Origin of the sequence: Pseudomonas rhodesiae, assembly GCF_013285305.1 — a bacterium.
Taxonomy (GTDB): Bacteria; Pseudomonadota; Gammaproteobacteria; order Pseudomonadales; family Pseudomonadaceae; genus Aquipseudomonas; species Aquipseudomonas rhodesiae.
The window spans coordinates 4,190,754-4,203,761 of record NZ_CP054205.1 but is presented as its reverse complement, the minus strand read 5'-3'; the positions used below and the strand labels follow the sequence as shown (position 1 = coordinate 4,203,761).

13 protein-coding genes are annotated in these 13,008 nt (G+C 61.7%); 5 read left to right on the top strand and 8 right to left on the bottom strand.

Annotated elements, in window-relative coordinates:
- Nucleotides 1–92: 92 nt before the first annotated feature.
- The 3 genes from HRH33_RS18975 to HRH33_RS18965 all read left to right on the top strand — a co-directional run bounded on the left by HRH33_RS18975 (nt 93) and on the right by HRH33_RS18965 (nt 2,945).
- Entirely contained in the window at nt 93–860 is a 768-nt protein-coding gene (locus HRH33_RS18975) for an N-acetylmuramoyl-L-alanine amidase (RefSeq protein WP_034099408.1), read from the top strand.
- Nucleotides 861–1,242: 382 nt separating this feature from the next.
- Entirely contained in the window at nt 1,243–2,637 is a 1,395-nt protein-coding gene (locus HRH33_RS18970) for an aspartate aminotransferase family protein (protein ID WP_167416931.1), read from the top strand.
- A gap of 83 nt (nt 2,638–2,720) precedes the next feature.
- Complete coding sequence (locus tag HRH33_RS18965) at nt 2,721–2,945, top strand: MbtH family protein (RefSeq protein ID WP_034099405.1); 225 nt, start codon at nt 2,721–2,723, stop codon at nt 2,943–2,945.
- Nucleotides 2,946–2,982: 37 nt separating this feature from the next.
- On the opposite strand, the gene HRH33_RS18960 is transcribed toward HRH33_RS18965, so the two are convergent.
- From HRH33_RS18960 to minC, 7 genes are all read right to left on the bottom strand, one after another.
- Nucleotides 2,983–5,157: a mechanosensitive ion channel family protein gene (locus HRH33_RS18960; RefSeq protein WP_173603539.1), complete on the bottom strand. Its 2,175-nt coding sequence runs from the start codon at nt 5,155–5,157 to the stop codon at nt 2,983–2,985.
- 72 nt (nt 5,158–5,229) lie between these two features.
- On the bottom strand, nt 5,230–5,406 hold the full coding sequence (locus tag HRH33_RS18955; RefSeq protein ID WP_016970148.1) for a hypothetical protein: 177 nt from the start codon (nt 5,404–5,406) through the stop codon (nt 5,230–5,232).
- 124 nt (nt 5,407–5,530) lie between these two features.
- Entirely contained in the window at nt 5,531–6,820 is a 1,290-nt protein-coding gene (locus HRH33_RS18950; protein ID WP_034099401.1) for a M18 family aminopeptidase, read from the bottom strand.
- Nucleotides 6,821–6,991: 171 nt separating this feature from the next.
- The gene (locus tag HRH33_RS18945; RefSeq protein WP_167416932.1) at nt 6,992–7,627 is read right to left on the bottom strand and encodes an RluA family pseudouridine synthase; all 636 of its coding nucleotides are present in this window, start codon (nt 7,625–7,627) and stop codon (nt 6,992–6,994) included.
- Between the two features lie 96 nt (nt 7,628–7,723).
- On the bottom strand, nt 7,724–7,978 hold the full coding sequence (gene minE, locus HRH33_RS18940) for a cell division topological specificity factor MinE (protein ID WP_003175252.1): 255 nt from the start codon (nt 7,976–7,978) through the stop codon (nt 7,724–7,726).
- A gap of 3 nt (nt 7,979–7,981) precedes the next feature.
- Nucleotides 7,982–8,794: a septum site-determining protein MinD gene (minD, locus tag HRH33_RS18935; RefSeq protein WP_094064907.1), complete on the bottom strand. Its 813-nt coding sequence runs from the start codon at nt 8,792–8,794 to the stop codon at nt 7,982–7,984.
- Nucleotides 8,795–8,994: 200 nt separating this feature from the next.
- Nucleotides 8,995–9,732, bottom strand: coding sequence for a septum site-determining protein MinC (minC, locus tag HRH33_RS18930; protein WP_034099395.1), 738 nt, complete (start codon nt 9,730–9,732; stop codon nt 8,995–8,997).
- A 119-nt stretch (nt 9,733–9,851) separates the two neighbouring features.
- On the opposite strand from minC, the gene HRH33_RS18925 reads away from it, so the two are divergent.
- A complete protein-coding gene (locus tag HRH33_RS18925) occupies nt 9,852–10,787 on the top strand; it encodes a lipid A biosynthesis lauroyl acyltransferase (RefSeq protein ID WP_034138803.1) in 936 nt (311 codons plus the stop codon).
- A gap of 29 nt (nt 10,788–10,816) precedes the next feature.
- Nucleotides 10,817–11,956: a patatin-like phospholipase family protein gene (locus tag HRH33_RS18920; RefSeq protein ID WP_034114686.1), complete on the top strand. Its 1,140-nt coding sequence runs from the start codon at nt 10,817–10,819 to the stop codon at nt 11,954–11,956.
- 57 nt (nt 11,957–12,013) lie between these two features.
- Here the strand turns inward: HRH33_RS18920 and HRH33_RS18915 are convergent, their stop codons facing one another.
- A complete protein-coding gene (locus tag HRH33_RS18915) occupies nt 12,014–12,799 on the bottom strand; it encodes an outer membrane protein OmpK (protein WP_167416933.1) in 786 nt (261 codons plus the stop codon).
- Between the last annotated feature and the right edge of the window lie 209 nt (nt 12,800–13,008).

Below are 13,008 nucleotides of genomic sequence, written 5' to 3'. Positions count from 1 at the left end.
CCCCCTTGAAGTGGAAGGCTTCAGGATGGCGGTAATTTTTTTGCGCTTGAACGGGCCGAAAGACTCGGCCTGAATTGAAAGGGATGCTTCTTATGTTGGTCATCGACACCAGTTTTTCCGCCACGGGCTGCAACGAACGTAACGGCGAGCCCGTGCGGCAGGTGATCCTGCATTACACCGCGGCGCCGTTTGCCGCGTCTCTGCGCACCCTGACCCAGGCTGCCGTGAGTGCCCACTACCTGTTGCCCGACCCCGACGACCCCGGCTACCGCGCCGCCGGGTACGAGGAACTGCGCGTGTTCCGCCTGGTGGATGAACGTCAGTGCGCCTGGCACGCCGGGGCCAGCCAATGGGGTGGGCGCGACAACCTCAATGCACGGTCGATTGGCATCGAGATCGTCAACCTGGCGCGGGATGAGGCGGGTGTGTTTGTTTTTCCTGGGTTTGCCGAAGCACAGATCGAGGCGCTGACTGCGCTGCTGCATGATGTGCTGGGGCGTTATCCGCAGATCGAACCCACGGACATCCTCGGCCATAGCGACGTGGCGTACTGGCGCAAAAGCGATCCGGGGCCGCGACTGCCGTGGCAGCGCTTGTCGGAGGCGGGCCTGGGCGCTTGGTTCGACGAGTCGACCCGGGCCATGTATCAACGCCGCTTCTGCGTCGGCTTACCCCCTGAGGTGGAAGTGGAGCGGGCGTTCCAGCGCTACGGCTACAAGCCGGCGCAGAACCGCCAGGCGTTCGAATCGCGGACACGGGCCTTTCAGATGCACTTTCGGCCACGGGACTACCGAGGCGTGCTGGATGCCGAGACCTGCGCGATTCTGTATGCCTTGAATGAAAAATACCGCGGGCTCTGAAGCCCGGCGCAGGGCAAGCCTGGTCACCACAAGAACCTCATTTTCTCAGGTTATGTTTTCACCGAAGATCTATAGATACCTATGGCCATCGGGGGCAAGCCCCCTCCCACAGTTTTGACCGATTTCACTTTAACCGAGCCATTGCTCCATTTCGAAAACAAAGGTCATCCCAATGTGGGAGGGGGCTTGCCCCCGATGGCACTGGATCAGCCAATAGAGTTGCCGATTGATCCCCCGCTATCAGGGGCAATCACCACTGCCGCCTAAATCCTCTTCTCGCTGGTGCGTTTCCAGAACAGGAAATCCGTGCGCATGCCCTTGGGCCAGACGCCAACGGATCGGCAGTTTGGTCACCATCATCCGCGTATTGAGGGATCGAGAGATGTCAGTCGCTATCAGCCGTATTGAAGATAACCAAGTGCATGAAACGCTTTATCAGTTCGACGAAACCCCGCTGCTGGCCCGCCAGCGTCAGCAGGAGTCCAATGCGCGCAGTTATCCGCGGCGTATCCCCCTGGCGCTGAAGCGGGCCAAGGGCATTTACGTGGAGGACGTGGAGGGCCGACGCTTTATCGATTGCCTGGCCGGCGCCGGTACGCTGGCGCTGGGGCATAACCACTCCGTGGTGATCGACGCCATCCAGCAGGTGCTGAGCGATGAATTGCCGCTGCACACCCTCGACCTGACCACGCCGGTCAAGGATCAGTTTGTGCAGGACTTGTTCGGCCTGCTGCCGGCTGAGCTGGCGCAGCAAGCCAAGATCCAGTTCTGCGGCCCCACCGGCACCGATGCGGTGGAAGCCGCGCTGAAACTGGTGCGCACCGCCACTGGGCGCAGTACGGTGTTGTCGTTCCAGGGCGGTTACCACGGCATGAGCCAAGGCGCGTTGAGCCTGATGGGCAGCCTGGGGCCGAAGAAACCGCTGGGTGCCCTGCTCGGCAATGGTGTGCAATTCCTGCCGTTCCCCTATGACTACCGTTGCCCGTTCGGCCTGGGTGGCGCGGAGGGCGTGCGGGTCAACCTGCATTACCTGGAAAACCTGCTCAACGACCCCGAAGCCGGCGTGCTGCTGCCGGCGGCGGTGATTGTGGAAGTGGTGCAAGGCGAGGGCGGCGTGATTCCGGCCGACCTCGATTGGCTACGCGGCCTGCGGCGTATCACCGAACAGGCGGGCGTGGCATTGATCGTCGATGAGATCCAGAGCGGCTTCGGTCGCACCGGCAAGATGTTTGCGTTTGAACACGCCGGCATCATCCCGGACGTGGTGGTGCTGTCCAAGGCTATCGGCGGCAGCCTGCCGTTGGCGGTGGTGGTGTACCGCGACTGGCTCGACACCTGGCTGCCGGGCGCCCATGCCGGCACGTTTCGTGGCAACCAGATGGCAATGGCGGCGGGCTCGGCGGTAATGCGCTACCTCAAGGCCCACGATTTGCCGGGTCACGCGGCGGCGATGGGCGAGCGCCTGGGTGAACACCTGCGCCTGTTGCAGCGCGACTACCCACACCTGGGGGATATCCGTGGGCGTGGGTTGATGCTCGGTGTTGAGCTGGTAGACCCCCACGGCGCGCTCGACAGCCAGGGCCACCCCCCGGTGCATCGCCAGTTGGCGCCGTTGGTGCAGCGCGAATGCCTCAAGCGCGGCTTGATCCTGGAGCTGGGCGGTCGCCACGCCAGCGTGGTGCGCTTCTTGCCGCCGCTGGTGATCACCGCCGGCGAAATCGACCAAGTGGCCGATATTTTCGGCCGCGCCCTGGCGGCAGCCGTCGCCAGTCTCTAATTTTTTGCGCGCCCGCTACGTTTCTACAGATATCGATGCTGCGCGTGGTGCGCAGCCCAGCCTTTGAACGATGGAGAACAGCAATGACCTCAGTATTTGACCGCGACGACATCCTGTTTCAGGTAGTGGTCAACCATGAAGAACAGTATTCCATCTGGCCCGATTACAAGGCCGTGCCGGACGGCTGGCGTACCGTGGGCAAGAGCGGTTTCAAGAAAGAATGCCTGGCCTACATCGAAGAAGTCTGGACCGACATGCGTCCGTTGAGCCTGCGCCAGAAGATGGATGGCGCGGCACTGGCCGGTTGATCACTCTCGCCTCCCGATCCCGCCATGGGATCGGGAGTTAGACGCTCTTGTCTTTTTCCTGCCCTGACGCCGCCGTCACCACCTGCACGCTCAAGCGCGGCGTGGCCAGGTCCAGGCCAGCTTCATCCAGCTGACGCTTGAGCGACAGGTTGAACGCCCGCGACACTTCCCACTGTTTGATCGGCGCGGTCTTGAATCGGGCGCGCAGGATTGCGCTGCCGGACTCAAAGCTCTCCACCCCCTGAATCTCCAGCGGCGACCAGATATTGCGACGCTGCATCGGGTCGTTGCGGATTTTCTGGCCCACGTCGCGGATCAGCTTGATCGCGTCGTCGATGTCCATGTTGTAAGGGATCGCCACGCGGAAGATCGCGTAGCCGAACTCCCGCGAGTAGTTCTTGATGCTCTTGATTTCGCTGAACGGAATGGTGTGCACGATGCCGTCGATGCCGTCGATGTCGCGCAGGCGCACGGTGCGGATGGTCAGGCCCTCGACCGTGCCCAGGTGGCCGCCGACGTCCACGTAGTCGTCGATGGCCAGGGAGTCCTCGATGATGATGAACAGGCCGGTGATCAGGTCCGCCACCAGCGATTGCGCACCGAAGCCGATGGCCAGGCCGATCACACCGGCACCGGCCAGCAGCGGCGTGACGTTCATGCCCATATTCGCCAGGGCGACGATGGCGGCGATGATGAAAATGGTCACGAACAGCACGTTGCGGATCAACGGCATCATGGTCTGCGCGCGGGCGTTGGCCAGGCCTTTGCGCGAGCGGGTCAAGGCGTGGTGGATCGCGGTGTCGCTGAGGATCCAGATCAGCCAGGCAAACAGCAGCGTGCCGCCCAGGCCGAACAGCTTGACGCTGATTTCATGGCCGTCGCCTTCGGTAAAGCGAATCAACGACAGGCCCCAGACCCGCAGACCCAGTTCGATAAACGCCAGCCATACCAGCAAGTGGGCGAGGGTGTAGAAAAAACTCTTCAGGCGCTCGGAATACAGCGCATGGCGCTTGTGCCCGCGCTGTGGCTTGAGCGAATGGCGGCGTACCAGGCCGTTGATCACCATGCACAACACCAGCAGCACCGTGCACAGCAGCGACTGGCGCAGGGCGGTGCTGGTGTCGCCGGCCGACAGAAAGGTGGCGAACAGCGAGATGCCCACCAGCAACAGCGCCGGCAAGTACCAGAACGTGCCGATGATCGATAGCGTGTCGCTGAGGGTGCGCCGTGTGAGGCGGCGCGACAGTGGCTGGTTGCGGATCAGATGCGCGATCGGGCGACGAAAACGCAGGATAAACACCCCAGTGGACAACGCCGCCATCACATTGGCCACGGTCGCGGCGGTGTGTGCCAAGTGCTGCCCTAGGGATTGCATTAGACGCGGGTCGCTCAGGGCTTCGCCGAAGGCGGCGAAACTGCCGATCAGCCACAGCGGACGAAAAGCCTGATGGCGCAGGATGTACAGCGCACGATGGCGATGCGGGCCGTCGAGCAGGGAGAACGCAATCACACAGATTGCGGAAAAACAGGTGCCCACCACCAGCGCATAGGCCAGCACCATCGCCAGGGATTTGCCCAGGGACGAGGGCAGGGCGTAGCTCAGGTACACGGTGATCACCAGCGCGATCAGCCACGGCCCGAGTTTGCGCAGGGCAAAGCGCAGCATGTCCCAGGTGCGTGGGTGCTGCGGCAATTCTTCGGGCAGGCCGAAGCGCTCGCGCACGCGGTGGCTGAGCCAGATCAGCGCGGCGGCGAGCAGGCTCCACACCGCCAGAATCAAGGCAAAGCCGAAAATGATCGGTAGCCATTCGCTGGCCGGCAGCATCAGGGCTTCAAGTTCGTCCTTGGCCTGATCGACTTCATCGGACCAACGCCCCAGTGGGCTGTCGCTGCCGGAAAATTGCTGCTCCAGGCCTGACAAGGTGCTGCCGATCAAGCCGAGTACGCCTTGCTCGGCGGCCGGCTGAGCCTTTTGCGTGGCGGCGCGCAGTTTTTTCAGGTCACTGAGCAGTTGGGTGCGCTGCTGGTCGTTCTCCAGGGTTTTGATCACCTCGTCCAACGACTGCCCCAGCGGTACTTCGGCCTGGGGTTGGGCTTTATTGCCGCCGTTGAGCAGCCCCGGCAGGCCCGCTGCGTAGGCAGGCGCGGTCGGCAGCAGGATAAGCAGGGCAAGCAACAGGGAGCAGGGCAGGGCAAACAGACGGGAAAGCACGAGGCGGTCAACCTTGGAGACGACGAATTGACCGAGTGTACGAGGGCGCTATGCCAGATGCGAGTGCAATTCTTATTCAGCCAGTTTGGCGAGGATTTTGTACACCACGGTGCCCAGGATCAGCAGCATGCCGACCCACATGCCGAACACGCCCAGGGGCTTGTCGCGAAAGTTGAAACCCACTGCCAGCATGATCATGCCGATCAGGATAGGGATAAGCATGGCGTGGAACGAGGACATGGAAATCATGGAACGACGGCCTTGTCTGACGGGGAATATCGACCAGTCTAGGTCGGATTGCAGAAAGTGCAGATGATGCAGATCAGCTTTAGGCAAAACCCAATGAGGGAGGGGCTGCCCCCTCCCTCATTGATCAGGGCAGGTCGTGGCTGGCGTAGAACGCGCCCAGCACCTTCACCAAATGCGCCAAGTCATGGCTGCCGCACAGTTCGCGGATCGAGTGCATGGCAAATGTCGGCAAACCGATGTCCACGGTGCGCACACCCAGGTGGCTGGCGGTAATCGGGCCGATGGTGGAGCCGCAGCCCATGTCGCTGCGCACCACGAAGCTCTGCACCGGTACTTCCTGGGCCATGCACAGATGGCGGAAGAACCCGGCGGTTTCGCTGTTGGTGGCGTAGCGCTGGTTGCTGTTGACCTTGATCACCGGGCCGGCATTGAGCTTGGGGCCGTGGTTGGCGTCGTGCTTGTCGGCGTAATTCGGATGCACGCCGTGGGCGTTGTCCGCAGACACCAGCAGGGATTTCTGGATGGTCCGTACGAATTCATCACCTTCAGGCAACAGGCGACGCAGGGTCTGTTCCAGCATCGGGCCGTCGGCGCCGCAGGCCGAGCATGAACCGACTTCTTCATGGTCATTGCATACCAGCACGCAGGTTTCGTCGCTGTCGCTGGTGAGCAGGGCTTGCAGGCCGGCGTAGCACGACAGCAGGTTGTCCAGGCGCGCACCGGCGATAAAGTCGCCGTTGAGGCCGATCACCGCAGCGCTTTGGGTGTCGTAGAAGCTCAACTCGTAGTCGAGCACCACGTCGGCATTGAGCCCATGCTCGCGGGCCAGTTGGTCGGTGAGTACAGCGCGGAAATCCACACGCTCGTCACCGGCAAACTGCGCCAGGATCGGCGGCAGTTCGGTCTGGGCATTGATCGCCCAGCCCTGGTTGGCTTCGCGATTGAGGTGGATGGCCAGGTTGGGGATGATCGCGATCGGCAGCTTGAAGTCGATCAATTGGCTTTCGACCCTGCCGTCGCGGCGGAAAGTCACGCGGCCGGCCAGGGAAAGGTCGCGGTCGAACCACGGCGCCAGCAACGCACCGCCGTAGACTTCCACGCCCAACTGCCAGAAGCCCTGGCGCTGCAACTCCGGCTGCGGCTTGACCCGCAGGCACGGGCTGTCGGTATGGGCGCCGACCAGGCGAATGCCGCCCTGCAGCGGCGACTGGCGGCCGAGCTTGAAGGCGATGATCGAGGAGTCGTTACGGGTAACGTAATAGCGCCCGTTGGCTTCGGTAGCCCAGGTTTCGCGCTCGTCGAGACGCTGGTAACCGGCCGCTTCCAGGCGCTGGGCCAGGGCGGCGGTGGCATGAAAAGGAGTAGGGGAGGCCTTGAGAAAGTCGATCAGGCCTTGATTCAACGCTTCGCGCATAAATAGCTCCAGACAGCAATGCGCGGAGTTTACCGTTCGGTGGCGGCAAGTGCACATAACAAATGTGGGAGACGGCTTGCCCCCCGATTGCAGTGTGTCAGTCAGTACATCTGCCACTGATACGCCGTCATCGGGGGCAAGCCTCCTCCCACATTTGCCTGTGTTGACCACTTAAAAGGGTGCAGGGCACTCGAAGCGTAAGCGCTCGCCGCTTTGCGGATGGGTAAAGCTGAGCATGCTCGCGTGCAGGCACAGGCGCGGCCACGCAGCCAGGGCTTGTTGGTGGGCGTACAGGCCATCCCCCAACAGAGGGTGGCCGATGGATAGCATATGCACACGCAATTGGTGCGAACGCCCGGTGATCGGCGTCAGCTCAACGCGACACCAATCGCCACAACGTTCCAGCACCTTCCAGAAGGTCAGTGCATGCTTGCCGAATTCGTGGTCCACCACATGCCGGGGCTTGGTGGGTGGGTCGTAGCGCAAGGGCAGGTCGATGCTGCCGCTGTCCAGTGCCGGTTGGCCCCAGGCCAGGGCTGTGTAGGCCTTTTCGGTTTCACGGTCGTGAAACTGGCGCGACAGCTCGCGGTGAGTATCGGCGTCGCGGGCCAGCAGGATGATGCCCGAGGTTTCCCAGTCCAGCCGGTGGACGATGCGAGCTTCGGGGTAGCCGTTTTCCTGCAGGCGCGTGATCAGGCAGTCCTTGTTGTCATCGGCGCGGCCAGGCACCGAAAGCAGCAGGGTCGGCTTGTTCACCACCAGGACCGCGTCGTCCTGGTAGAGGATATGAATGTTGGACAACGGCATTAAACAGCCTCGTAACAAACGCCAACGGCGGCTGGGCCGTCCGCTTCCCGTAAAGGGAGCCGCACGCCCCAGCCGCCGTGGCGACCGCCCGTTCGATCAACGATCGGGCAGGGTGATATTGAGTTCCAGAATCGAGCAGCTGCCGTCATTTTCCAGGGCGACATGCACGTCATCGTTGCCGATATTGACGTACTTGCGGATCACTTCGACCAGTTCCTTCTGCAAGGCTGGCAGGTAATCCGGGGTGCTGCGTTGGCCGCGTTCGTGCGCCACGATGATCTGTAGACGCTCTTTCGCGACCGACGCGGTGCTTGGCTTTTTGTTGGCGCGAAAGAAGTCGAGAAATTTCATTGTTTAGTTGCCTCCAAAGATACGCTCGAAGAATCCCTTCTTCTTGACATCGAGGAAGCGATGTTCCACGGACTTGCCCAGCAGGCGATCGACCGCATCGCTGTACGCCTGGCCGGCGTCGCTCTGGTCGTCGAGAATTACCGGAACACCTTGGTTGGAGGCTTTGAGCACCGCCTGGGATTCTGGAATGACGCCCAGCAGGGTCACGGCCAGGATCTCCTTCACGTCTTCAACGCCGAGCATTTCGCCGTTGCTGACGCGCTCAGGGTTGTAGCGGGTGAGCAGCAAGTGCTCCTTGATCGGGTCCTGGCCTTCTTCGGCACGCTTGGATTTGCTGGCCAGCAGGCCGAGCATGCGGTCCGAGTCACGTACCGAGGAGACTTCCGGGTTGGTCACGACGATGGCTTCGTCGGCGAAGTACATGGCCAGGTGCGCGCCTGTCTCGATACCCGCTGGGGAATCGCAGACCACGTATTCGAAGGTTTCCTTCAGCTCAGCAAGGACTTTGCCTACGCCTTCTTTGGTCAGCGCTTCTTTGTCGCGGGTCTGGCTGGCGGCCAGTACGTACAGGTTCTCAAGGCGCTTGTCCTTGATCAGGGCCTGTTGCAGGTTGGCTTCGCCGTTGACCACGTTGACGAAGTCGTACACCACGCGGCGTTCGCAGCCCATGATCAGGTCGAGGTTACGCAAACCGACGTCGAAGTCGACGATGACTGTCTTGTGGCCGCGCAGTGCGAGGCCGGTACCGATAGCGGCGCTGGTGGTGGTCTTACCCACACCACCCTTGCCGGATGTAACCACGAGAATCTTGGCCAAGGTGTTTCACCCCTAAGGAAAAAGGACTTTTCAGCCCCTGAAAAACATCTCTTGGAACTCGCTGCAGGCGGACAGCTACTGTAGGAAAAAGCTGTGGTTTCCGCGGGGAAACGCCAGCTTTCAGTTATTCCTACACAAGTCTTGCCGGTTTCGCTGTGCTATCAGAGTCTAGAGATGCTTGGAAAATGCGGCAGTATCCGTTAAAGCCGGATGATGTTCAACACATCGCCCGACAGGTTGACCTGAACGGCGGCCCCCCACAGCGGGTCGCGGCGCAAATCCTCGGAAACCTTGTACTGGCCGGCGATGGACACAAGTTCAGCGGTCAATTGCTGGCAAAAAATACGGGCCTTGGTGTCACCCTTGATACCGGCGAGGGCACGTCCGCGCATCGGGCCGTATACATGGATGTTGCCATCGGCCAGAAGTTCCGCGCCGGGACTGACCGAAGAGACCACCACCAGGTCGCCGCCCTGGGCGTAAATCTGCTGCCCGCCGCGTACGGGGGTGGTAATGATCTTTGTAGGCTTTATCGTCGGCTCGGGCGGTTTTTCCGGTTTTTTCTTTACGTCGCCTTCCGTCGGATCCAATGGACGTTCGCGCGCGCCGGACGGCGGCAGTACTGGCAGTTCAATGGCGATGGCGGCGGCAATGTCTTCGATGCGGCTGGCGCGGATGGCCAGGGTGCGCAGGCCATGGGAGCGGCACACGCGCATCAGACCAGGCAGGTCGATGGCGCCCTGGCCGGCGGGCAGTTTGTCCAGAGCCAGCACCAGCGGGGCGTTGTTAAAGAAGTTCGGCGCCAGGGCGACCTTGGCGGCCAATTGGCGGTCCAGGGCGTCGAGGTCGTTGCGCGCCAGTTCCAGCACGGTGATGGCGAGCATGCTGCCTTTCAACTGGAACACGGGATCTTGGTCTAGCGGTTCGGTTTGGCTCATGGTCGGCAAAAGCGGCTTGTCACGAAAAGTGTCGAGACTTATAACGAGAACACTCACTGGCCGCAAGCCGAGTCGAACCGTTGTAGAATGCGCGGCCCTTGTCTTTACCGGAATCTGTAATGGATCGCCCGCGTTTTCGAGCTGTATTTTTTCACCCGCGATTTTGGCTGTTATGGCTGGGACTCGGCCTCCTATGGCTGGTGACCCAATTGCCGTACCGCGCCCTGCTGACCATCGGTCGGTTGTTGGGCGCGGGCATGTACCGCGTGGCCGGCGAACGCCGTCGCATCGCCGCGCGCAACCTGGAATTGTGCTTCCCGGAAAAAACCGCCAAGGAACGCAAGCGCCTGCTCAAGGAAAACTTCGCCTCCACCGGCATCGCCTTTTTTGAAATGGCCATGAGCTGGTGGTGGTCGCGTCAGCGCCTGGCGCGGCTGGCCCATGTTGAAGGCCTGGAGCATCTCAAGCAGGCACAGTTGGATGGCAAGGGCGTAATCCTGATGGCCCTGCACTTCACCACTCTGGAAATCGGCGCGGCATTGCTCGGCCAGAAGCACACCATCGACGGCATGTACCGCGAGCACGGCAACCCGTTGTTCGACTTTATCCAACGCCGCGGCCGCGAGCGTCACAACCTCGATTCCCTGGCCGTGGAGCGCGAAGACGTGCGCGGCATGCTCAAGCTGCTGCGCGCCGGCCGTGCCATCTGGTACGCACCGGATCAGGACTACGGCGCCAAGCAAAGTATTTTCGTGCCGCTGTTCGGCATCCAGGCCGCCACCGTGACCGCCACCAGCAAGTTCGCTCGCTTGGGCAAGGCGCTGGTGGTGCCGTTCACTCAAGAGCGTCTGGCCGATGGCAGTGGCTACCGCCTGGTGATTCACCCGCCGCTGACCGACTTCCCCGGCGAAAGCGACGAGGTGGACTGCCTGCGCATCAACCAGTGGGTCGAAGCCTCCGTGCGCGAATGCCCCGAGCAATACCTGTGGACCCACCGCCGCTTCAAGAGCCGGCCACCGGGTGAACCCAAGCTGTACGAAAAACGCCGTCGATAAGAACGACCTTTCCCCAATGGAGTGATGCGATGCGCCCAGCTGAACCGGTAACAGGCTTGATTCTTTCCGGCGGCGGGGCGCGAGCGGCGTATCAGGTAGGGGTGTTGGCGGCGATTGCCGAGCTGTTGCCACCGGGGGCGCCCAACCCGTTTCCAGTGATCGTCGGCACCTCGGCCGGGGCGATCAATGCGGTCAGCCTGGCCAGCGGCGCCATGGATTTTCGCGCGTCCATCGAGCGCCTGACCGCCTTCTGGCAGGGCTTTCGCAGCCACTTGGTGCTGCGCAGCGACTGGCCCGGCGTGGTGCGCCAGGCCGCTCGCTTCCTGATCCACAGCCTGTTGGGCCTGGGCCGCCGGGTGCCGGTGGCGCTGCTCAACAGCTCGCCGCTGCGCGATTTGCTGCAAGACAAACTGCACCTGCAAGGCATCGATGAGGCCATCCGGCAAAACCACCTGCATGCGGTGGCGATCACGGCGTTCGGCTATGAGTCCGGGCAAGCCGTGACGTTCTATCAGGGCGGGCGCGCCATCGACGCTTGGCTGCGCCACCGTCGCATTGGCGTGCCGACCCAGCTGACGGTAGAGCACTTGCTGGCTAGCTCGGCGATTCCGCTGCTGTTTGCACCGGTGAAACTCGACCAGGAATATTTTGGCGACGGTGCCGTGCGTCAATCGGCCCCCATCAGCCCGGCCCTGCACCTGGGCGCCAACCGCGTGCTGGTGGTGGGCGTCAGCGGCAACCCGCGGGGCAATGAACCGGCGGTGCAGCGCGCCTTTACCGGGCAGCAACCGACCCTGGCCCAGATCGGTGGGCATATGCTCAACAGCACCTTTATCGACAGCCTGGAAAGCGATATCGAATTGCTGGAACGCCTCAATCAGTTCAGCCATTTGCAGCCGGCCGACAGCGCTGCGCGCGGCCTGGCGCCGGTGGAAGTGCTGGTCATCGCGCCCAGCCAGCCCATCGACGAAATCGCCGCGCGGCATCGCCAGGAAATGCCGGCAGCGTTGCGTGTGTTCCTGCGCGGGCCGGGTGCGACCAAGACCAGCGGGGCAGGGGTGCTGAGCTACTTGTTGTTCGAGGCGGGGTATTGCAGCGAACTGATCGAGTTGGGCAGAAAAGATGCGCTGGCCAAGCGTGAAGAGATCACCCGATTTTTGGGTCTGTAGCCGATCTAACGGTGGGAGGGGGCAAGCCCCTCTCACACGCTGACCTGGGGCGTTCGGTCAGATGTGGTACTTGACCAGGAAGCTCGCCGTGTCCTGAGTCGTCTTGAACGCGCCGGAATCTTCGATGCCGTACTTGTTTTTCCAGTAGTCGTATTCGAAACCGACGTACAGCTGTTTCTCGCCCCAGTTCATCGCCTTGCCCAGGTCGTATTTCACTTGCGGGTTGAAGTGCAGGTTGGCGTGGTAGGTGCCGCGGGCGTTCTTGTCGTTGTCCACCACCCAGTCCATAAAGCCGTCGATCAGGATGTTCGAGTTGCCCACCGGGATCGTGTACGACCACACCGGGGTGATCTGCCACACACCGTCGCCGGGGCGATTGCCTTCGGTCTGGCGCTGGTAGAAGTTCAACTGGAAGTAATCGAAACCGGGGATGTTCAAATCGAAGCCTGGGCCGACCAGGTATGACTCGTTGTCGCCTTCGCCGAACTCATATGTCATCGCCAGCAACACGTCTTTGATCGGGCCGAAGGACAAGTCCTGGTCGAGGATCTTACCGAACGACAAGCGCGGGCTGAACTCACCGTAGTAGGTATTCGGGCCGACGTTGCCGTCTTCCTTGCCGTTATAAAAGATGCGGTCGAGGAAGAAGAAGTTGTCGCCGTACTTCCAGGCGTCGGCATGTTCGAACGTGACCGTCTGCTGGATCTGCGGGTTAACGGTGAAGTTCTTGCCCCACAAGTAGGTCAGGCTGTTGTTCTGCCACTGCAACAAGTCACCGGCCACGGCCTGGCCGCCGGCCAGCAGGGATCCCGCCAGCATCAGGCCTTTGAACATAGGTTTCATTCGGTTGCTCCCGAGTTAAAGTTTTTTTGGTTTTTCTTCTAATGCAGGCGCTCTGATGTGGCGCCTTTGGTTCGCTGTGAATATCGTCTGATCGGTCAGCTTTTATGGGTTTAGCAAGAGCCGCGCCAACGCGTTGAAGAGCAATCGATTCGAGCGGGCGCGGAGAATACTGATAACCCTGCCTGGGCTCAAGCGCGCTGTTACAGGGC